Annotated in this window: 17 protein-coding genes; 6 read left to right on the forward strand and 11 right to left on the reverse strand. The window is 61.6% G+C overall.

Annotated features, from left to right (window positions below):
- From KGB07_RS02490 to KGB07_RS02515, 6 genes are all read left to right on the forward strand, one after another.
- A complete protein-coding gene (locus KGB07_RS02490; protein WP_046038470.1) occupies positions 1 to 663 on the forward strand; it encodes an amino acid ABC transporter permease in 663 nt (220 codons plus the stop codon).
- The gene (locus KGB07_RS02495; protein WP_046038469.1) at positions 660 to 1,454 is read left to right on the forward strand and encodes an amino acid ABC transporter ATP-binding protein; all 795 of its coding nucleotides are present in this window, start codon (positions 660 to 662) and stop codon (positions 1,452 to 1,454) included. The genes KGB07_RS02490 and KGB07_RS02495 overlap by 4 nt, the downstream gene beginning before the upstream one ends.
- A gap of 29 nt (positions 1,455 to 1,483) precedes the next feature.
- On the forward strand, positions 1,484 to 1,873 hold the full coding sequence (locus KGB07_RS02500) for a RidA family protein (protein WP_046038467.1): 390 nt from the start codon (positions 1,484 to 1,486) through the stop codon (positions 1,871 to 1,873).
- Positions 1,874 to 1,927: 54 nt separating this feature from the next.
- The gene (locus tag KGB07_RS02505; RefSeq protein WP_223464418.1) at positions 1,928 to 2,692 is read left to right on the forward strand and encodes an IclR family transcriptional regulator; all 765 of its coding nucleotides are present in this window, start codon (positions 1,928 to 1,930) and stop codon (positions 2,690 to 2,692) included.
- Between the two features lie 39 nt (positions 2,693 to 2,731).
- Positions 2,732 to 3,949, forward strand: coding sequence for an amino acid deaminase (locus tag KGB07_RS02510; RefSeq protein ID WP_223464419.1), 1,218 nt, complete (start codon positions 2,732 to 2,734; stop codon positions 3,947 to 3,949).
- A 130-nt stretch (positions 3,950 to 4,079) separates the two neighbouring features.
- On the forward strand, positions 4,080 to 5,015 hold the full coding sequence (locus tag KGB07_RS02515; RefSeq protein WP_223464420.1) for a sugar kinase: 936 nt from the start codon (positions 4,080 to 4,082) through the stop codon (positions 5,013 to 5,015).
- Positions 5,016 to 5,193: 178 nt separating this feature from the next.
- Here the strand turns inward: KGB07_RS02515 and KGB07_RS02520 are convergent, their stop codons facing one another.
- The 11 genes from KGB07_RS02520 to KGB07_RS02570 form a co-directional block, all read right to left on the reverse strand.
- Positions 5,194 to 5,469 (reverse strand): peptidylprolyl isomerase, encoded by a 276-nt coding sequence (locus KGB07_RS02520; protein ID WP_007898282.1) that lies wholly within the window; start codon positions 5,467 to 5,469, stop codon positions 5,194 to 5,196.
- Between the two features lie 79 nt (positions 5,470 to 5,548).
- Complete coding sequence (locus KGB07_RS02525) at positions 5,549 to 8,086, reverse strand: PAS domain-containing sensor histidine kinase (protein WP_046038459.1); 2,538 nt, start codon at positions 8,084 to 8,086, stop codon at positions 5,549 to 5,551.
- A gap of 137 nt (positions 8,087 to 8,223) precedes the next feature.
- On the reverse strand, positions 8,224 to 10,179 hold the full coding sequence (locus tag KGB07_RS02530) for an acetoacetate--CoA ligase (protein ID WP_223464421.1): 1,956 nt from the start codon (positions 10,177 to 10,179) through the stop codon (positions 8,224 to 8,226).
- 189 nt (positions 10,180 to 10,368) lie between these two features.
- Positions 10,369 to 11,142 carry a 3-hydroxybutyrate dehydrogenase gene (locus KGB07_RS02535; protein ID WP_046038456.1) on the reverse strand — a complete coding sequence of 258 codons (774 nt, stop codon included), beginning with the start codon at positions 11,140 to 11,142 and terminating at the stop codon, positions 10,369 to 10,371.
- A gap of 7 nt (positions 11,143 to 11,149) precedes the next feature.
- Positions 11,150 to 12,541, reverse strand: a complete 1,392-nt coding sequence (locus tag KGB07_RS02540) for a GntP family permease (protein WP_223464422.1) — start codon at positions 12,539 to 12,541, stop codon at positions 11,150 to 11,152.
- A gap of 294 nt (positions 12,542 to 12,835) precedes the next feature.
- Positions 12,836 to 14,242: a sigma-54 interaction domain-containing protein gene (locus KGB07_RS02545; RefSeq protein WP_223464423.1), complete on the reverse strand. Its 1,407-nt coding sequence runs from the start codon at positions 14,240 to 14,242 to the stop codon at positions 12,836 to 12,838.
- A 146-nt stretch (positions 14,243 to 14,388) separates the two neighbouring features.
- A complete protein-coding gene (locus KGB07_RS02550) occupies positions 14,389 to 15,966 on the reverse strand; it encodes an ABC transporter ATP-binding protein (protein WP_046038453.1) in 1,578 nt (525 codons plus the stop codon).
- A gap of 14 nt (positions 15,967 to 15,980) precedes the next feature.
- Positions 15,981 to 17,003 (reverse strand): ABC transporter permease, encoded by a 1,023-nt coding sequence (locus KGB07_RS02555; protein ID WP_223464424.1) that lies wholly within the window; start codon positions 17,001 to 17,003, stop codon positions 15,981 to 15,983.
- Positions 17,003 to 18,064: a microcin C ABC transporter permease YejB gene (locus tag KGB07_RS02560; RefSeq protein WP_046038450.1), complete on the reverse strand. Its 1,062-nt coding sequence runs from the start codon at positions 18,062 to 18,064 to the stop codon at positions 17,003 to 17,005. The genes KGB07_RS02555 and KGB07_RS02560 overlap by 1 nt, the downstream gene beginning before the upstream one ends.
- Complete coding sequence (locus tag KGB07_RS02565; RefSeq protein WP_223464425.1) at positions 18,064 to 19,932, reverse strand: extracellular solute-binding protein; 1,869 nt, start codon at positions 19,930 to 19,932, stop codon at positions 18,064 to 18,066. Before KGB07_RS02565 ends, KGB07_RS02560 begins: the two co-directional genes overlap by 1 nt.
- A gap of 135 nt (positions 19,933 to 20,067) precedes the next feature.
- Positions 20,068 to 20,349 (reverse strand): peptidylprolyl isomerase, encoded by a 282-nt coding sequence (locus tag KGB07_RS02570; RefSeq protein WP_046038446.1) that lies wholly within the window; start codon positions 20,347 to 20,349, stop codon positions 20,068 to 20,070.
- Positions 20,350 to 20,433: the final 84 nt, after the last annotated feature.

Below are 20,433 nucleotides of genomic sequence, written 5' to 3' on the forward strand. Positions count from 1 at the left end.
ATGTACGAATCCCCCAGTTGGTTGCATGAGTTGTGGGTGGCGCGGGAAGTGCTGTGGCAGGGCTTTCTGACCAGTGTCCAGGTGTCGGTGCTGGCGATTCTGCTCGGCACGCTCGTTGGCGTCGTCACCGGTCTGGTGTTGACCTACGGCAAATTCTGGATGCGCGCACCGTTTCGTTTTTATGTCGATGTGATTCGCGGTACGCCGGTGTTCGTGCTGGTGCTGGCGTGCTTTTACATGGCGCCGGCACTGGGCTGGCAGATCAGCGCGTTCCAGGCCGGTGCACTGGGTTTGACGCTGTTCTGCGGCTCCCATGTCGCCGAGATCGTGCGCGGTGCGTTGCAGGCATTGCCGCGCGGGCAGATGGAGGCGAGCAAGGCCATCGGCCTGACGTTCTACCAGGCTCTCGGCTACGTGCTGTTGCCCCAGGCGTTGCGGCAGATCCTGCCGACCTGGGTCAACTCGTCCACCGAGATCGTCAAGGCCTCGACCCTGTTGTCGGTGATCGGCGTGGCGGAATTGCTGCTCAGCACCCAGCAGATCATTGCCCGGACGTTCATGACCCTGGAGTTTTACCTGTTCGCCGGTTTCCTGTTCTTCGTCATCAACTACGGCATCGAGTTACTCGGCCGGCACATTGAAAAGCGGGTGGCTTTGCCATGACTCAGACTCAAACCCATGCACAAAACGGCCAACCGCTGCTGGACATTCGCGGCCTGCACAAGCGTTACGACCAGCTCGAAGTGCTCAAGGGCGTCGACCTGAGCATGCAGCGCGGCAATGTGGTGACGCTGATCGGCTCCAGCGGCTCGGGCAAGACCACGCTGCTGCGTTGCGTGAACATGCTCGAGGAGTTTCAGGGCGGGCAGATCCTGCTCGACGGTGAATCCATCGGCTATGACGAGGTCAACGGCAAACGCATTCGCCACGCGGAAAGAGTCATTGCCCGCCATCGCGCCATGACCGGCATGGCGTTCCAGCAGTTCAACCTGTTCCCGCACCTGACCGCATTGCAGAACGTCACCCTGGGCCTGCTCAAGGTCAAAAAGCTGCACAAGGACGAGGCCGTGGCCCTGGCCGAGAAATGGCTGGAGCGCGTTGGCCTGCTGGAGCGTCGCGATCACTTTCCCGGTCAATTGTCGGGCGGTCAGCAGCAGCGCGTGGCGATCGCCCGGGCGATTGCGATGAACCCGAGCCTGATGCTGTTCGACGAAGTGACCTCGGCCCTCGATCCGGAACTGGTGGGCGAAGTGTTGAGCGTGATCAAGGGTCTGGCCGAAGACGGCATGACCATGCTGCTGGTGACCCACGAAATGCGCTTTGCATTCGAGGTCTCGGACAAGATCGTTTTCATGAATCAGGGGCGTATCGAAGAGCAGGGGCCACCCAAGGACCTGTTCGAACGCCCGCAATCGCCACGACTGGCGGAATTTCTCAAAAGCACCCGTTTTTAACCTTCAATTTTCAATCAGGAGAAACACCCATGAGCATTACTCGTTACGGCACCGGCAGCACCGCCGCTGGCGGTCAGCCTCGCCCTTTCGCCCGCGCCGTTGAAGCCGATGGCTGGCTGCACGTTTCCGGGCAGGTGCCGGCGGTGGACGGCGAGATCATTACTGGCGGCATTGTCGAACAGACCCACCAGACCATGAAGAACCTGATCGCGATTCTCGAAGAGGCAGGTTTCGGCCTGGAAGACGTGGTGCGTGCTGGCGTGTGGCTGGAGGATCCGCGGGATTTCACGAGTTTCAACAAGGTCTTCTCCGAGTACTTCAAACCCGAACACGCCCCGGCCCGGGCCTGCGTGCAGGCGAACATGATGGTCGACTGCAAGGTCGAGATCGACTGTATTGCGTACAAGAAAAAGGCCTGAGTCAGCGCGACACTCTGGGTAAACTCCCGGCGACTATGAATGGGAAGCACTGAAATGACCGAAGACACCATCAAGCGCCGGGCACGCGGTCTGGACCGGGCGTTCGATATCCTCGATTTCCTCAAGGAAATCGGCCAGCCCCTGCGCCCGAACGACATCGCCAACGGCATCGGCAGCCCCAAATCCACGGTCTACGAACTGGTGGCCTCGCTGCTGGAGCGTCGGATCCTGGAGCCGGTGGGCAAGGACGGTCATGTCTACCTCGGTCGCCAGTTGTATTTTCTCGGGCAGGCTCACTTGCGCCATTTCGACCTGACCCGCGAGGCCGATCACGCCTTGCAGGACATCGTCAGCCAGACCCATGAAACCGCGCAGATGTGCCTGCTCAACGGGCGCAAATACACCGTGGCGCTGATGAAGGAAGGTGAGCGGCATTTCCGCATTTCCTCGGACATCGGCGAAAACGCGCCCATCCCCTGGACCGCGTCCGGGCGCCTGTTGCTGGCGCACTTGAGCGACCAGGCAATCGTCGACCTGATCGACCACGACGACTTCATCCTGCCCGACGGCGAACGCTTGCCGCTGGAGCAATTCCTCAAGGAAATCCGTCAGGCCGGTATCGATGGTTTCTTTTCCTTCGATAGCGTCGCCGACACCTTTACCCATTGCTTCGCCGCACCGGTCAAAGACCCCAACGGCGTGGCCATCGCGACCCTGTGCATCGTCGCGCCACGGGCCGATGCGAAGAAAAACTACAACGACTACCGCCGGGTGCTGATCGAAAGCGCCAACAGCCTGGCCCGTCGCATCAACGAATAACAGCGGCTGCCTGCGGCCGCGTGAACGAGGAGTTCGACCATGTCTTCTGCCCCCAATACTGCCGCCGTGGAAAAAGGCACCGCGCCCAAGGGCGCCAGCCTGGTGCGTGACGTCAGCCTGCCTGCGCTGGTACTGCACCGCGAGGCGCTGGAACACAACATCCGCTGGATGCAGGCGTTCGTCAGCGACAGCGGCGCCGAACTGGCGCCCCATGGCAAAACCAGCATGACTCCGGCGTTGTTCCGCCGCCAACTGGACGCCGGTGCCTGGGGCATCACCCTGGCCAGCGCCACGCAAACCCGTGCGGCCTACGCCCATGGTGTACACCGGGTACTGATGGCCAACCAGTTGGTCGGCACGCCGAACATGGCGCTGATCGCCGACCTGCTGGCCGACCCGACGTTCGACTTCTATTGCATGGTCGATCACCCGGACAACGTCGCCGACCTCGGCGCCTATTTCGCCTCCCGCGGCGTGCGCCTGAACGTCATGATCGAATACGGCGTGGTCGGTGGTCGTTGCGGTTGCCGCAGCGAACAGGAAGTGCTCGATCTGGCCAAGGCCATCGGCGCGCAACCGGCGCTGGCCCTGACCGGGATCGAAGGCTACGAAGGCGTGATCCATGGCGATCATGCGGTGACCGGCATTCGCGATTTCGCCGCATCACTGGTGCGCCTGGCGGTGCAGTTGCAGGACAGCGGAGCCTTCGCCATTGCCAAGCCGATCATCACCGCGTCGGGTTCGGCCTGGTATGACCTGATTGCCGAGTCCTTCGAAGCGCAGAACGCCGCAGGGCGTTTCCTCAGCGTGCTGCGTCCCGGCAGCTATGTGGCTCACGACCATGGCATCTACAAGGAAGCGCAGTGCTGCGTGCTCGACCGTCGCAGCGACCTGCACGAAGGCCTGCGTCCTGCGCTGGAAGTGTGGGCGCACGTGCAGTCGTTGCCGGAGCCGGGGTTTGCGGTGATTGCCCTGGGCAAGCGCGATGTGGCCTACGACGCCGGTTTGCCGGTGCCGTTGTTGCGCTACAAGGCGGGCGTGGTGCCAGCCAACGGCGATGATGTGAGCGCCTGCAAGGTGACCGCGGTGATGGACCAGCATGCATTCATGACCGTGGCGCCGGGGGTTGATCTGCGGGTGGGCGACATCATTTCGTTCGGCACTTCGCACCCGTGCCTGACGTTCGACAAGTGGCGTGTCGGTTGCCTGGTGGATGAGCAACTGAATGTCATCGAGACCATGGAAACCTGTTTCTAAGGCTCAGGACCGAGGCGCGGCCATCGCGAGCAGACTCACTCCCACAGGGGAACGCATTCCAATGTGGGAGCGAGCTTGCTCGCGATGAGGCCCAACCAGACAACAAAGAAACACCAGAGACCCCACAACAATGAACACCATCAACACCCTGGGCCCCAACACTCCACGCATCGCCCTGATCGGCGAGTGCATGATCGAGTTGCAGCATCGCGCCGACGGCAGCCTGCAACAAAGCTTCGGCGGCGACACCTTGAATACGGCGGTGTACCTGTCCCGGGAACTGGGAGAGGACGGCTCCGTGGACTACGTCACCGCCCTGGGCGATGACAGTTTCAGCGACGCGATGTGCCAGAGTTGGGCTGCGGAAAATATCGGGCTCGGCATGGTTCAGCGTCTGCCCGGACGCCTGCCGGGTTTGTATTGCATCCAGACTGACGCCGCCGGTGAGCGACGCTTTCTGTACTGGCGCAACGAAGCGGCGGTACGCGATTGCTTCACCACCCCGGCCGCCGCGCCGATCCTCGCTGCGCTGCCGGATTACGACGTGCTGTACTTCAGCGGCATCACTCTGGCGGTACTCGGTGTGCAAGGTCGGGAAAAATTGCTGGAAACCCTGATCGAAGCTCGTCAGCGCGATGCGCGGATCGTCTTCGACAACAACTACCGGCCACGGCTGTGGGCATCGGTCGAGGATGCCCGGGCGGCATATCGCAGCGTGCTGCCACATGTCGACATGGCGTTGCTGACGGTGGAGGACGAACAGGCGTTGTTTGGCTATGCCGATTGTGACGCAGTGTTTGCCGCGTATGAGCAGATCGGTACGCCGGAAGTGGTGCTCAAGCGCGGCGCCCAGGCGTGCCTGATTCGTTGTGATGGCGAGTCATTCGAGGTGCCGGCGCAGAAGGTCGAGCGGGTGGTGGACACCACGGCGGCGGGGGATTCTTTCAGTGCGGCGTATCTGGCTTCGCGGCTCAAGGGCGGCAGCCCTGCGGACGCCGCCGAGGCTGGGCATCGGTTGGCCAGCCGGGTGATTCAGGTGCCGGGGGCGCTGATTCCAAGGGATTGAATCCATTATCTGTGGCGAAGGAGCTTTTGTGGCGAGGGGGCTTGCCCCCGTTGGGTTGCGAAGCAGCCCCAAAACCTGCTGGATCTGATTTTGATGACACACCGACTGTGCAAGGTTTGCGACTGTTGCGCAGCCGAGCGGGGGCAAGCCCCCTCGCCACAGGGGCCTGACCAGCCACTCAATCCCGGTAAAACACCTGCACCAGGTGATACCCGAACTTGCTCTTGATCGGCCCATGCACCACCCGCAGTGGTTTCTTGAAGATCACCGCATCGATCACGCCAACCATCTGCCCCGGTCGCACTTCGCCGAGATCGCCGCCGCGCTTGCCCGATGGGCAGGTCGAATACTTCTTGGCCAGCACATCGAACGCTTCGCCCTTGGCGATGCGTTGTTTGAGCTGCTCGGCTTCTTCCGAGGTTTTCACCAGAATATGGCGGGCTTGAGCTTTCATCGGCGGTACCTTGCAACGGTGGTGGCTATGAGGGTGGCTATGTGTGTGGCAGCGGGGGGGCGCGGGATTATGCCTCAACTCAGTCCGGTTGACTGATCATCGTGCGAATCTTGTTGGCCAACAGGTCGATGGAAAACGGCTTGGCCACCATGTCCATGCCTTCTTCGAGGAAACCCTGGCGTTCGGCGGCGATCTCGGCGTAACCGGTCATGAACAGCACTTTCAGTTCGGGACGATGCTGACGGGCGATTTCCGCCAGTTGGCGGCCGTTCATGCCCGGCAACCCGACGTCGGTCACCAGCAGGTCCACCCGCAGGTCCGACTCCAGCAGCGGCAGGGCGCCCTTGGCATCTTCGGCTTCATGGGCGCGGTAACCGAGCTCCTTGAGCAGGTCCAGCACCAGCATGCGTACCGCCGCATCGTCCTCGACCAGCATCACGGTTTCGCCGGCAATCGCCGCCGGTGCTTCGCCGACGACGGGCGACAGGACTTGATCCGGTTCGGTTGAATGCAGGCGCGGCAGGTACAAGCGCACGCTGGTGCCCCGTCCGGGCAGGCTGAACAGACTGACGTGGCCCCCCGTTTGCTGGGCAAAACCGTAAATCATCGACAAGCCCAAACCGGTGCCCTGGCCGATGGGCTTGGTGGTGAAGAACGGGTCGAATGCCTTGGCCAGAACCGAGGGCGTCATGCCGGTGCCGTTGTCGCTGACGGCAATCATCACGTAGTCACCGGCCTTGACCGGCTCCAGGGTGGTGATGTCGCTGCCGTCGAGGTACAGGTTGGCGGTTTCGATCTGCAACTCGCCACCATCGGGCATGGCGTCCCGGGCGTTGATCACCAGGTTTAGCAAGGCGTTTTCCAGCTGGCTGACATCGGTACTGACCCGCCAGATGTCCTCGGCCAGTTGCACGTTGAGTTCGATGTGGTCGCCCTTGGTACGCCTGAACAAGTCTACGAGCGAGTGAATCAACTCGTTGGGGTTCAGCGGCTTGCGGTTGAGCGACTGACGCCGGGAGAACGCCAGCAAGCGATGGGTGAGGGCGGCGGCACGGTTGGCCGAGGACACGGCCGCTTCGGTGAAACGACCGATCTCGCTGGCGCGGCCGTCGGCAATGTAGCGTTGCATCAGGTCGAGGCTGCCGATGATGCCGGTGAGCATGTTGTTGAAGTCATGGGCGATGCCACCGGTAAGCTGGCCGACCGCTTCCATTTTCTGCGCATGGCGCAAGGCCTCTTCGGCACGCTCGCGCTCGCACATCTCGTTCTGCAGGCGCTCGTTGGCTTCGGCGAGTTGGCGGGTGCGCGCGACAACCCGTTCCTCAAGGGTTTCGTTGAGGTTGAGCAGGGCTTCTTCGGTCTTTTTGCGTTCGGTTTCGTCGATCACGAAGATGTAGAAACCGTTCACCGCGCCATCCGCACCATGGCGTGGCAAGTAATTCGTTAGGGCCTGGCGGACGCTGCCGTCGCGGTGTGGCGTGCTGATGCTGAAGCAGCAGGGCCGGCCGGACAGCGCCTCAGTGATGTGCGGGGCGCGCAGTGCATAGGCTTCTTCGCCGAGCACTTCAAGAATGGTTCGCCCGTAAAGCTCTTGCGGCGTCAGCCCGTACCAGTCCAGGTACGCCGCATTGTTCAGGCGAAAGCGTTCTTCGCGGTCGACGTAGCTGATCAGGATCGGCATGGCGTTGATGATCAGTTGCAGCTCGGTCTGGCTTTGGCGCAAGGCCTGTTCGGTGTGTTTGCGCTCGGTCAGGTCCAGGGCCGCGCCGAGGAAGCGCATCGGCCGGCCATGGTGATCCTTGTAGCAGCGACCGCGGGCAAACACCCAGCGCATCTGGCCGTCGGTTTGCAGCAGGCGATACTCCTCGGCGTATTCGCTGCCGTGGGTGATGCAATGCTTGATGCTGCGGGCGATCAGGGCGCGGTCTTCGGGGTGTACACCGTGCAGGTATTCAGTGATCGGTAACTGACTGGCCATGGCCGGGTCGATGCCGTGCAGCTGGGCAAAATGCGCATCGGCGATGAAACGGTCCTCACTGATGTCCCAGTCCCAGGTACCGACCGCATCGGTGGCGGCGAGGGCCAGTTGCAGGCGCTCCTCGGTTTCACGCTGAGCCTTGAGGCTGGCCGCCGAGCGCTGTTCGAGTTCGAGGGCGATGCGCCGGCGTTCGTTGGTTTCGATGGCGGTGACCAGGATCCCGGACACCTCGGCACTTTCGTCGCGGATCGGGCTGTAGGTCAGGTCGAGCCAGAAGTCGGATTCCCGGCCCCCGCGTTGCAGGGTAAAGCGCTGCTCGCTGTAGGTTCGCACCTGACCTTGCAGGACGGCGTCGTAGATCGGGTCGGTAAAGTCTTGCAACTCTGGCCAGATCAGGTGTGCCGGTTGTCCAAAGGCGTGTGGATGCTTGCTTCCGGCGAGCAGGGCAAAGCCGTCGTTATAGATCTGCGTCAGTTGCGGACCCCATAGCAGCAGCATCGGCATCGGTGAGTGAATGACGATGTCCACGGCGGTTCGCAGGCTTTGTGGCCAAGTGCTGGCAGCGCCCAGCGGGCTGCTGGCCCAGTCGATTCGGGCGATCAAGGCCTGGGCATCGCTGGCGGTTGGTGTTGCGTTCATCTGGGAGTCCTGCGCCAATTCGCTATAGCTGGCGTCTATTCTTGCACAGGTGGTCGATTGTGGAGGACCCGTCAGGGTGAGCGGTAGGCGACACGGTACCCTGTGGGAGCAAGCTCGCTCCCACCGGTAATCCCATTTCAATCCTGGAGTTCGGGTCTGTTTCGGTACTGCTCCAGCGCTTCGGGGTTGGCCAGCGCATCGGTGTTTTTCACCTTCTGCCCATGCACCACATTGCGCACCGCCAACTCAACGACCTTGCCGCTGATGGTCCGGGGGATGTCCGTCACCGCGACAATCTTCGCCGGCACATGACGGGGCGTGGTGTTGGCGCGAATCGTCTCGCGGATCTGCTGTTGCAGTGCCTCGTCCAGTTCGAACCCGTCGCGCAAGCGTACGAACAGCACCACCCGCACGTCATCCTGCCACTGTTGGCCGATCGCCACGCTGTCGAGCACCTGGGGGACTTTCTCCACCTGGCGATAGATTTCCGCCGTGCCGATGCGCACGCCACCGGGGTTGAGCACGGCATCGGAGCGGCCGTGGATCATCATTGCGCCATGGGGCAGTTGTTCGGCGTAGTCACCCTGGGCCCAGACGCCGGGGAACAGACTGAAATAGGATTGGCGCAGTTTCTCGCCGTCGGGGTCGTTCCACAGGCCAATGGGCATCGCCGGGAAATGCCGGGTGCAGACCAGCTCACCTTTTTCGCCGATCACCGGGTGGCCTTCGTCGTTCCACACTTCGACGGCCATGCCCAGGCTCTTGCCCATGATTTCACCGCGCCGCACGGGCGACATCGGGTTGCCGTTGACGAAGCACGAGACGATGTCGGTACCGCCAGACATCGAGGCCAGGCACACGTCAGCCTTGAAGTCGCGATAGACGTAGTCGTAACTCTGCGGCGACAGTGCCGAGCCGGTGCAGAGCAACGTCTTGAGGCTGCCCAGGTCATGACTTTCACGCGGCTTGATACCGCTGCTTTCCAGGGTCGCGAGGTATTTGGGGCTGGTGCCGAAGACGCTGACGCGCTCGTCGTCGATCAGGTCGATCAGGCGTTGCGGCTCGGGTTGGAACGGCGAGCCGTCGTACAGCACCACGGAGCTGCCTGTCGCCAGCGCCGACACCAGCCAGTTCCACATCATCCAGCCACAGGTGGTGTAGTAGAACAGCCGTTCACCGGGGCCGAGATCGCCATGCAGGCCGTGCTCCTTGACGTGTTGCAGCAACACGCCGCCGGTACTGTGGATGATGCATTTGGGCACGCCGGTGGTACCGCTGGAATAGAGGATGTACAGCGGATGGGCGAAGGGCACCGGGACGAAATCCGGTTCGCCGCCGGGTTCGTAGAAATCGTCCCACAGCGTCACATTGGCCTGGGTGCGGAATTCTTCGATGTGTGCATGTAGACGTGCGTAAGGCACGACGATCAACTGTTGCAGGGAAGGCAGGCGCTCGAGGATTTCGTTGACCTTGGCGGTCTGGTTGATCTCCTTGCCGGCGTAGCGATAACCGGCGCAGGTCACCAGCACTTTCGGTTCGATCTGGCCGAACCGGTCAACCACCCCTTGGGTGCCGAAGTCCGGTGAGGAGCAGGACCAGATAGCGCCAAGGCTGGTGGTGGCGAGCATGGCCACCAGGGTTTGCCAGGTGTTGGGCATGCAGGCGGCGACCCGGTCGCCCACACCGACGCCGGCGGCGATCAAGCCATTCTGAAAACCGGCGACCTGTTCGGCCAGTTCGGCCCAGGTCAAGTGTTCACGCTGACCGTTTTCGCCAACGGCTATCACGGCGATCGCATCGTCGCGACGCTGTAGCAGGTGTTCGGCAAAGTTCAGCGTTGCACCGGGGAACCACTGGGCGCTGGGCATCTGCGGGCCTTCGAGCAGCACGGCGTCGGGTTGCTCGTGGAAGCGGATGTCGAAGAAATCGACGATGGCCTGCCAGAAGTCCGGGCGTTGCTCGATGGACCATTGGTGCAGGGCCGGGTAGTCGTCGATCTTGAGGTGGTATCGCTGATTGACGAAGCGCCGAAAGGCCTCCATGCGGGTCTTGCCAATGCGTTTGGCGTCGGGTTGCCAGAGGATGTCGGACATGGTTTGCCTCTTCTTTTTTATGCCTTCACACAGGCTGATGTGGAACAGGCTCTTGTGGCGAGGGAGCTTGCTCCCGCTCGGCTGCGTAGCAGTCGCAAATCCAGACAACCGGTTTTTGTCTGTGAGACTTATGGGGCGGCTTCGCCACCCAGCGGGAGCAAGCTCCCTCGCCACAAAAGCAAACGACAGTCACTGCGCCAACCACCCACCATCAACATTCCACGCCGCACCCCGCACCTGGCTGCCGGCTTCGCTGCACAGGAACAACACCAGTTCACCCAGCTGCGGCGGTGTCACGAATTCCAGCGATGGCTGCTTTTCCGCGAGCAAATCATGTTGCGCCTGCTGCGGGTCAACCCCGTTGGCGGCACGATCATCAATCTGCTTCTGCACCAGCGGCGTCAATACCCAGCCTGGGCAAATTGCGTTGCAGGTGACCTGGGTGGTCGCGGTTTCCAGCGCGACCACTTTGGTCAAGCCGATCACCCCGTGCTTGGCGGCGACATAGGCTGACTTGCCCACCGAACCGACCAGACCATGCACCGAGGCAATGTTGATCACCCGGCCCCAGCCCTTGGCGCGCATGCCCGGCAAGCTCAAGCGGGTGCTGTGGAACACCGACGACAGGTTGATGGCGATGATCGAGTCCCAGCGCTCCACCGGGAACTCATCCACCGCTGCAACGTGTTGAATGCCTGCGTTGTTGACCAGAATGTCGACGCCACCGAACTCGCGCTCGGCGTAGGCGATCATGTCGGCAATTTGTGCCGGATCGCTGACATCGGCCGGGTGATGGCCGACCTTGCCGCCGAACTGTTGCACTTGGGTGATCACTTGGGAGGCATCGCCAAAGCCGTTGAGGATCAGGTCGGCCCCGGCCTTGGCCAGGCTGAGGGCGATCCCCAGACCGATGCCGCTGGTGGAGCCGGTGACCAGTGCGGTCTTGCCGGAAAGAGTCGTCATGAATACCTCACACAATGCCAGTGGCGTAGAAGGTGCCGATCACCACGAAAACCGCCAGGGTCTTGATCAGCGTAATACAGAAAATGTCTTTGTAAGCCTCGCGGTGGGTCAACCCGGTGACCGCCAGCAGGGTAATCACCGCGCCGTTGTGCGGCAGGGTGTCCATGCCGCCGCTGGCCATCGCAGCGACCCGGTGCAGCACTTCCAGGGGAATGTTCGCCGCATGGGCGGCGCTGATGAACTGCTCGGACATTGCCGCCAGCGCGATGCTCATGCCGCCCGAGGCGGAGCCGGTAATGCCGGCCAGCAGGGTCACGGTAATCGCTTCGTTGACCAGTGGGTTGGGAATGCTCTTGAGCCAGTCGGCCAGCACCAGAAAGCCCGGCAAGGACGCGATCACGGCACCGAAACCATATTCCGAAGCGGTGTTCATCGCCGCCAGCAGCGCACCGCTGACCGCACTTTTACTGCCTTCGGCCAGCTTGCGGCTGATCGCCTTGTAGCCGAACGCCAGCACCATGAGGATGCCTACCAACAGCGCAGCCTGTACGGCCCAGATCGCCGTGAGCTTGGCGATGTCCGTGGTCACCGGCGCGGCCATGCCCGGCAGCGCGAGGCTGTGGGTCTTGCCGTATACCTGCGGAATCCAGTGGGTGAACAAAAGGTTCATGATGCCCACCGCCAGCAGCGGCGAGAGCGCCAGCCACGGGTTGGGCAGCTTGAGGTCGGCGGCGGTTTCCGGTTCGTTGCGCAGGTCCGAACCATAGCCTTCACCGGAGCGCTGAGCCTTGTTGCGCTGGCGCTGGAGAAACAGCATACCGGCGCAGAACACGAAGATCGTGCCGATCACACCTAGCCACGGCGCCGCCCAGGCGGTGGTGTTGAAGAAGGTACTGGGGATGATGTTCTGGATCTGCGGGGTGCCGGGCAGGGCGTCCATGGTGAACGAGAAGGCGCCCAGGGCAATGGTCGCCGGGATCAGCCGCTTGGGGATGTTGCTCTGGCGGAACATTTCAGCGGCAAACGGATAGACCGCGAACACCACCACAAACAACGATACGCCGCCGTAGGTCAGCAGGGCGCAGACCAGCACGATCACCAGCATCGCCTGGCGGGTGCCGAGCAGGCGAATCGCTGCCGCGACGATGGAGCGCGAGAAACCGGACAGTTCGATCAGCTTGCCGAACACCGCGCCGAGCAGGAATACCGGGAAATACAGCTTGATGAAACCGACCATTTTTTCCATGAACACCCCGGTGAAAGCGGGGGCGACGGCAGACGGGTCAGTCAGCAGGACAGCGCCGAGGGCGGCAATCGGAGCAAAAAGGATAACGCTGTAGCCACGGTAGGCAGCCAGCATCAGCAGCGCGAGGGCTGCCAAGGCAATGATCACACTCATGGTGTGTCTCCTGGGTTGTTATTTTTGTTGGGTGAAGCCTGGTAGGAGAGGCGTATAGCTAGTTTTGTGCCATATGCTTAAGTTATTGAAATATAAGGATATATTTAAAGTTCTGTGAGCTGGTCAGGTGTTTTTGTCTCTAGTTTGAGACTTTCTTTGGCAGTGCTGGCCTCTTCGCGAGCAGGCTCGCTCCTACAGTTGACCGAGCTGATCAGTAGAGTGTGGTCTCTTGCAGGAGCGAGCCTGATCGCGATGGTCTGTCTAACAATGGAGATATGTGTCTCTTTATGGAGATTAGGCAATCCCCAACGCCACCATCTTCTTGTACAACGTCGACCGGCCCAGCCCCAGCCGCGTCGCTGCATCAACCACCTTGCCCCCGCATTGCGCGAGGGCGGTTTCGATCAATTGCCGGTCAAATCGCTCCCGCGCTGCACTGAACGTTTCATGGGCAAGCGGTTCGATGGTCAATGGCGCCACGCGTTCCACCGGCGTGAACGTACCAATCGCCGCGCGGATATCCGCGGTCGTCAGGCGCAAGTCATCACTGAGCAGCGCGGCCCGCTCCAGCACATTGCGTAGCTCCCGGATGTTCCCCGGCCAGGCGTGTTGGCCCAACAGTTCCAGGGCTTCGTGGTGCAGTTCATGCTGGCTGCGCAGTTCTTCGAGAATCGCTTCACTGAGCGCCGGCACGTCATCGAGGCGGTCGCGCAGGGGCGGAACCTGGATCGGCAGCACGTTGAGCCGGTAGTACAAGTCGGCACGGAATTCGCCGCGTTTGATCGCGGCCTCAAGGTCCGTTGAGGTCGCGGCGATCACTCGCACATCGCTCTGGATCACTTCGTTGGAGCCCACCGGTTCGAATTCCTTTTCCTGCAACACCCGCAACAGTTTGCTTTGCAGGGGCAGTGGCATGTCGCCGATTTCGTCCAAGAACAGTGTGCCGCCTTGGGCGATCTGCAATTTGCCGGCGCGGCCCCTGCGGTCGGCACCGGTAAACGCACCCGGGGCGGTGCCGAAGAACTCGGCTTCCAGCAACGATTCAGGGATCGCCGCGCTGTTGATGCTCACGAATGCCTTGTGCGCGCGGGGCGAGGCATTGTGGATCGCCTGGGCCAGCAGTTCCTTGCCGGTGCCGGTTTCGCCGAGCAGCAGCACCGGCGATTCGGTGCTTGCGCTGCGTCGGGCGCGGCGTTTGACTTCCAGGCTGGCGGCGCTGGTGCCGATGAAGTGGGCGAAGTTGTATTTGGTCTGCCGCGCCCGCAGCAGCGAGCGGGTGGAGGCCAGTTCTTCCTGCATGCTCATGTAGCGCTTGAGCATTGGCGACAGGCTGCGCAACTCGTCGAACAGGGCGAACCCGATAGCGCCGATCACCACGCCGGCATCGTCGTGAATCGGCAGGCGCATGACCACCAGCGGCTCTTTAGAGGTGTCTTGCATATCCAGCAGAATCGGTCGGCCGGTGCGCACCACCTCACGCAGCAGGCTTCCGGGGATCACGCTTTCGCAGGGCTTGCCGATCGCGACCTCGGCCGATTGCAGGCCGAAGCGCCGGGCGTAGCGCTCATTCATCCAGACGATGTTGGCATCGCGGTCGACAATCACCGTGCCTTCACTCGATTGCTCGATGATTTCGAACAACGAACGGATCGCCAGCAGGCGAACGCGCTGGTAGTCCTTGAGGCTTTCGGTGGTGTTCATGGGGGCTGATCCTGATTATGTTTTGCCTGTGCCGGCCTCTTCGCGATCAGGCTCGCTCCTACAGGGGATTTGTGAACGACACAGATCAACTGTGGGAGCGAGCCTGCTCGCGATGGCCGCGCCTCGGTCCAACTTCATGCAACGGATTATGCCTGCCCCAACATCGCCGCCGCCAACAGCTCCTTGGTGTACGGATGCTGTGGTGAGTCAAACACCTCGTGGCTGGCGCCGCGTTCCACCACTTTGCCGTCCTTGATCACGATCATGTCGTGGGCCAGGGCGCGGACCACTGCCAGGTCATGGCTGATGAACAGATAGGTCAGTCCGTATTTTTCCTGAAGCTGGCGGAGCAGGGCGACCACTTGTTTCTGCACCGTGCGGTCCAGCGCCGAGGTCGGTTCGTCGAGCAGGATCAGCGCTGGCTTCAGCACCAGCGCCCGGGCGATGGCGATGCGCTGACGCTGGCCACCGGAAAATTCGTGGGGATAGCGATGGCGACTTTGGGGGTCAAGGCCGACTTCGGTCAGTGCCCGGATCACTTCGGCATTGCACTCTTCAGTGCTCAACTGGCTGTGCACTTCCAGGCCTTCGCTGATGATCTGCGCGACCGACATTCGCGGGCTGAGGCTGCCGAAGGGATCCTGGAACACCACCTGCATCTTCTTGCGCCATGGCCGTAGCTGTTTTTGCGTCAGGCCATCCAGGGCCTGGCCCTGAAAGCGGATGCCGCCTTCGGAGTCGAGCAAGCGCAGGATCGCCTGGCCGAGCGTGGACTTGCCCGAGCCGGACTCGCCAACGATGCCCAGGGTCTTGCCGCGCTGAATATTCAGGCTGATGCCATCGACGGCACGCAGCCATGTCTTGCGCTGGAACAGACCACCACCGACGGGAAATCGCACCTGCAGGTTGTCCACCTCCAGTACGTTTTCGCGCTCGTCCCGGGGCAAGGCTTCACCCTCGGGTTCGGCATGCAGCAATACGCAACTGTAAGGGTGCTTGGGTTCGGTGAAGAGCGTTTCGCAAGGCGCCTGCTCGACGATTTCCCCGGCCTTCATCACGCACACGCGCTGGGCGATGCTGCGCACCAGATTGAGGTCATGGCTGATCAGCAACAGCGACATGCCCAACCGCTGTTGCAGGGACTTGAGCAGCAGCAGGATCTTGCGCTGCACCGTCACATCCAGTGCGGTGGTCGGTTCGTCGGCAATCAACAGCTCCGGTTCGCACGCCAGGGCCATGGCGATCATCACCCGCTGGCGCTGCCCGCCGGATAACTGATGGGGGTAGGCCTTGAGGCGTTCCTCGGGTTTCTGGATGCCCACCAGGTGCAGCAATTCGAGGATCCGCGCTTGTGCCGCCTTGCCCGCCAGGCCTTTGTGCACCAGCAAGGTTTCACCGATCTGTTTTTCGATGCTGTGCAGCGGGTTGAGGGAGGTCATCGGCTCCTGGAAAATCATCGTGATGCGATTGCCGCGCAGTTGTCGCAACTTGCCGGCATCGGCACCCACCAGTTCCTGGCCGCGATAGCGGATGCTGCCCGTCGTCTCGGTATCGGATTGCGGCAGCAGTTGCAGGATCGAGTGGGCCGTCACCGACTTGCCCGAGCCTGATTCGCCCACCAGCGCCAGGCACTCGCCGGGGCGGATGTCCAGGCACAGATTGCGCACTACGGTCTGGCCGCTGAAGGCCACGCTGAGGTCACGGATTTCGATCAGGTTGGTCATCTCTACATTCCGAATCAAGAGCGCGGATCAAAGGCGTCGCGCAAGGCTTCGCCAATGAACACCAGTAAAGAAAGAATCAGCGCCAGGGTGAAGAACGCCGTCAGCCCCAGCCATGGCGCTTGCAGGTTCTGCTTGCCCTGGCCGATCAGTTCGCCCAGGGACGCACTACCGGCAGGCATGCCGAAGCCGAGGAAGTCCAGTGCCGTCAGGGTGGAGATCGCCCCGGTCAGAATGAACGGCAGGTAGCTCAAGGTTGCGTTCATGGCGTTGGGCAGAATGTGCCGCACGATGACCTTGCGGTCGGTCAGGCCCAACGCGCGGGCGGCCTTGACGTACTCCAGGTTGCGCCCGCGCAGGAACTCGGCGCGCACCACGTCCACCAGGGCCAGCCAGGTAAACAGCGCCATGATCCCCAGCAGCCACCAGAAATTCGGCTCGACGAAGCCCGACAGGATGATCAGCAGGTACAGCACCGGCAACCCGGACCACACCTCCAGCAGACGCTGGCCGAGCAAATCCACCCAACCGCCGTAATAGCCTTGCAGGGCTCCTGCAGCGATGCCGATCAGGGCACTGACAAAGGTCAGCATCAAGGCAAACAGGATTGACACCCGGGCCCCGAAGATCACCCGGGCCAGAACGTCCCGTGCCTGGTCGTCGGTGCCCAGCCAGTTGACGCTGGAGGGCGGGCTGGGGGCGGGTGTGTTCAGGTCGTAGTTGGGTGTGTCGTCACTGAACGGAATCGGTGGAAACAGCAGCCAGCCGCCATCCTTCTTGATCAGTTTCTGCACGTAGTCGCTGCGGTAGTCGGCCTGGAACGGCAGTTGCCCGCCGAACGCCTGTTCGGTGTGGCGCTTGAAGACCGGGAAGTACCACTGGCCCTGATAGCTGACCACGAGCGGTTTGTCGTTGGCGATCAGTTCGCCGCCCAGGGTCATCAGGAACAGGCCGACAAACAGCCAGAGCGACCACCAGCCCCGACGGTTTTTCTTGAAGCGCTCGAAGCGGCGACGCGCCAGCGGTGAAAGCTTGAGCATCAGGCGTTCCTCGCGGCGAAGTCGATACGCGGGTCGACCAGGGTGTAGCAGAGGTCGCCGACCAGTTTTATCAGAAGGCCGAACAGGGTGAAGATGAACAGCGAGCCGAACACCACCGGATAGTCCCGCGATACCGCCGCTTCGTAGCTCATGCGACCCAGACCGTCGAGGGAGAAGATCACTTCGATCAGCAGCGAGCCGGCAAAAAACACACTGATGAACGCCTGGGGAATGCCCGACACCACCAGCAGCATGGCGTTGCGGAACACGTGCCCGTAGAGCACCCGACGTTCACTCAAACCCTTGGCCCGGGCAGTGACCACGTACTGGCGGGTGATCTCATTGAGGAACGAGTTCTTGGTCAGGATGGTCAGTGTGGCGAAGCCGCCGATCACCAGCGAGGTCACCGGCAACACCAGGTGCCAGAAGTAGTCGGCCACCTTGCCAAGGGTCGACAGCGATTCGAAGTTGTCCGAGACCAACCCGCGAACCGGAAACCAGTTCAGCGAAGTGCCGCCGGCAAAGACCACGATCAGGAACATCGCGAACAGGAACGCCGGCATGGCATAACCGATGATGATCGCGGTACTGCTCCAGATGTCGAAATGGCTGCCATGGTGCACCGCCTTGCGGATGCCCAGGGGAATCGACACCAGGTAAGTGATCAGCGTCGCCCAGAGCCCGAGGGAAATGGTCACGGGCATTTTTTCGAGGATCAGGTCAGTGACGGTGGCACCGCGGAAGAAACTCTTGCCGAAGTCCAGGCGCGCGTAGCTGGTGAGCATCAACCAGAGGCGTTCGTGTGCCGGTTTGTCGAAGCCGTACTGTTTTTCAATGTCCTTGATCAGCTGCGGATCAAGCCCGCGACTGGCCCGGGACTTGCCGCTCATGGCTTCGCCGGAACCGCCGCCAACCGCGGCGCCGCCAATGCCTTGCAGGTGCGCGATGGCCTGTTCGACCGGCCCGCCTGGCGCGGCCTGGACGATGACAAAGTTGACCAGGAGAATGATCACCAGCGTCGGAATGATCAGCAGCAGACGCCGCAATATGTAAGCCCACATCAGTGCGGCCCTCCGGGTTTGCCTCGGCTGATACGCTCGGCCGTCATCTGTTGGTTGGTCAATGGCGTGGTACTCATCTCCCACCAGCTCTCGATGGCTTCGTCATTGCTCGCTTGCACGTTCGGGATACCGAAGCGGTTCCACCACACCGTCGAGGTGCCCGGCGGGTAATAGTTGGGAATCCAGTAGTAATTCCATTGCAGCACCCGGTCCAGGGCATGGGCGTAATGCAGCATGTCAGCCTGGGTATTGGCGCGGATCAGCCCGGTGATCAAGGTGTCCACCGCCGGGTTCTTCAACACCATGTAGTTGTTGGAGCCAGGGTCGGTGGCCGCCGCCGAGCCGAAGTAATTGACCAGTTCGCCCCCCGGGGAGGTGGTGACCGGGTAGCCGGTGACGATCATGTCGTAGTCGCGGCTCATCAGGCGATTGACGTACTGGGACGAGTCGATGCGGCGGATGTTCAGGTCGATGCCGATCTGTTTCAACGTGCGTTTATAGGGCAACAGCAGGCGGTCCATGCCGTTCTGGCTGACCAGGAAGGTGAAGCTTAGCGGCTCGCCGTCGGCATTGACCAGTTGGTCGCCATCGGGTTTCCAGCCGGCCTGTTCGAGCAAGTCCAGGGCTTGCAGCTGCTTGTCGCGAATCACGCCACTGCCGTCGGTCTTCGGTGCCTCGAACACCTGGGTGAAGACTTCGTCGGGAATCTGCCCGCGCAGCGGTTCGAGAATCGCCAGCTCACCGGCATCCGGCAATTGCCGGGCCGCGAGGTCGGTGTTGGAGAAGAAGCTCTGCTGGCGGATGTACATGTCACGCATCATCTGCCGGTTGCTCCACTCGAAGTCCCACAGCATCACCAGTGCCTGACGCACGCGGCGATCCTGGAACATGGGCTTTTGCAGATTGAACACAAAACCCTGGGCCGGCTGCGGTGCCTCGGTGGCGAGGTGGGCTTTTTGCAGGCGACCATCGCTCAGGGCCGGGCTTTCGTAGCCGATGGAGTAAGCGGTGGCGGAAAATTCGCGATTGTAGTCATAGGCGCCTCCGCGCAACACCTGGCGCGCCACGTCGGTATCGCCGAAGTACTCGATGCTGAAATGATCGAAGTTGTACAGGCCACGGCTGACCGGCAGGTCCTTGCCCCACCAGTCGGGATTACGCTCGAAGGTGATGCTGCGCCCCGAATCGATCTTGCCGACTTTATAGGGGCCGCTGCCCAACGGCGCTTCATATCCACCGCCACCAGCGAAATCGCGGCTCTTCCACCAGTGTTCGGGAAACACCGGCAAGGTCGCGATATCCAGGGGAAGGGTGCGATTTTCGTTGTTCTTGAATTCAAAACGGATAGTCAGTGGCGATTCCACTTCGACGCTTTTGACGTCGGCGAACTGGGTACGGTAGCGCAGGCTGCCCTGGGTCATCAGCAGGTCGAAGGTGTAGCGCACGTCCTGGGCGGTAATCGGTTTGCCATCGGCAAAACACGCCTTGGGGTTGAGGTAAAAGCGCAGGGACAGGCCGTCCTCGGAGCGCTCCATCTTCTCAGCCACCAGACCGTACACGGTGTAAGGCTCGTCCAACGAGCGCTGGGCCAGCGGCGAATAGAGCAAGCCGTCTATCTGTGTAACGCCGATGCCTTTGTCGATGTAAGGCAAGACATGGTCGAACTGACCGATTTCGATCGCCGAGCGCCGCATCGTGCCACCCTTGGGAGCCTGCGGGTTGGTGTAGGCAAAATGACTGAAGCCAGCAGGGTATTTCGCCGGTTCGCCGTACACAGTCATTGCCGGTTGCGGTGCCGCATTCACACCCGAGACACCCATCAGCAGGGCCGCGGCCGTGAACAGCAAGGTAGGGAAAGCCAGTCGCATTGTCAGCCTTAGAGCCGGGTGGTCGTTAACGACAATTTGTACGCTAGCGGCGCGTCCCTCGCCAGCCGTATTGCGCGTCACAAACACAACGGCCCACCAATAGGCGGGCCGTCGTGTGAATAGCTCAGGCGTCGATCAGTCCTGACGGCTGGTCACTTCCAACAGGTGGAAACCGAACTGGGTCTTGACCGGGCCCTGGACCACATTGATCGGTGCGCTGAAGACCACGGTGTCGAATTCCTTGACCATCTGGCCCGGACCGAACGAACCCAGGTCACCGCCCTGACGGCTGGATGGGCAAGTGGAGTTTGCCTTGGCAACTTCGGCGAAATCGGCGCCAGCCTCGATTTGGGCCTTGAGTTCGTTGCACTTGGCTTCGGAGGCAACAAGGATGTGACGGGCAGTGGCTTTAGCCATGGGGAAATACTCCTTTCAATACTCGATAAAGTGCTGAGCCTACCGGATTCAGTGAGCGATTTCTCCTCAAAGTTCCGTTCCGCG

It is taken from the genome of Pseudomonas sp. GL-RE-26 (assembly GCF_019956275.1).
Taxonomy (GTDB): domain Bacteria; phylum Pseudomonadota; class Gammaproteobacteria; order Pseudomonadales; family Pseudomonadaceae; genus Aquipseudomonas; species Aquipseudomonas grandcourensis.

Bases quoted from the DNA above. Each gene is read 5' to 3' on its own strand.
- KGB07_RS02490 (WP_046038470.1), top strand. From the start codon at position 1: ATGTACGAATCCCCCAGTTGGTTGCATGAGTTGTGGGTGGCGCGGGAA.
- KGB07_RS02495 (WP_046038469.1), top strand. From the start codon at position 660: ATGACTCAGACTCAAACCCATGCACAAAACGGCCAACCGCTGCTGGAC.
- KGB07_RS02500 (WP_046038467.1), top strand. From the start codon at position 1,484: ATGAGCATTACTCGTTACGGCACCGGCAGCACCGCCGCTGGCGGTCAG.
- KGB07_RS02505 (WP_223464418.1), top strand. From the start codon at position 1,928: ATGACCGAAGACACCATCAAGCGCCGGGCACGCGGTCTGGACCGGGCG.
- KGB07_RS02510 (WP_223464419.1), top strand. From the start codon at position 2,732: ATGTCTTCTGCCCCCAATACTGCCGCCGTGGAAAAAGGCACCGCGCCC.
- KGB07_RS02515 (WP_223464420.1), top strand. From the start codon at position 4,080: ATGAACACCATCAACACCCTGGGCCCCAACACTCCACGCATCGCCCTG.
- KGB07_RS02520 (WP_007898282.1), bottom strand. From the start codon at position 5,469: ATGAAAGCTCAAGCCCGCCATATTCTGGTGAAAACCTCGGAAGAAGCC.
- KGB07_RS02525 (WP_046038459.1), bottom strand. From the start codon at position 8,086: ATGAACGCAACACCAACCGCCAGCGATGCCCAGGCCTTGATCGCCCGA.
- KGB07_RS02530 (WP_223464421.1), bottom strand. From the start codon at position 10,179: ATGTCCGACATCCTCTGGCAACCCGACGCCAAACGCATTGGCAAGACC.
- KGB07_RS02535 (WP_046038456.1), bottom strand. From the start codon at position 11,142: ATGACGACTCTTTCCGGCAAGACCGCACTGGTCACCGGCTCCACCAGC.
- KGB07_RS02540 (WP_223464422.1), bottom strand. From the start codon at position 12,541: ATGAGTGTGATCATTGCCTTGGCAGCCCTCGCGCTGCTGATGCTGGCT.
- KGB07_RS02545 (WP_223464423.1), bottom strand. From the start codon at position 14,242: ATGAACACCACCGAAAGCCTCAAGGACTACCAGCGCGTTCGCCTGCTG.
- KGB07_RS02550 (WP_046038453.1), bottom strand. From the start codon at position 15,966: ATGACCAACCTGATCGAAATCCGTGACCTCAGCGTGGCCTTCAGCGGC.
- KGB07_RS02555 (WP_223464424.1), bottom strand. From the start codon at position 17,003: ATGCTCAAGCTTTCACCGCTGGCGCGTCGCCGCTTCGAGCGCTTCAAG.
- KGB07_RS02560 (WP_046038450.1), bottom strand. From the start codon at position 18,064: ATGTGGGCTTACATATTGCGGCGTCTGCTGCTGATCATTCCGACGCTG.
- KGB07_RS02565 (WP_223464425.1), bottom strand. From the start codon at position 19,932: ATGCGACTGGCTTTCCCTACCTTGCTGTTCACGGCCGCGGCCCTGCTG.
- KGB07_RS02570 (WP_046038446.1), bottom strand. From the start codon at position 20,349: ATGGCTAAAGCCACTGCCCGTCACATCCTTGTTGCCTCCGAAGCCAAG.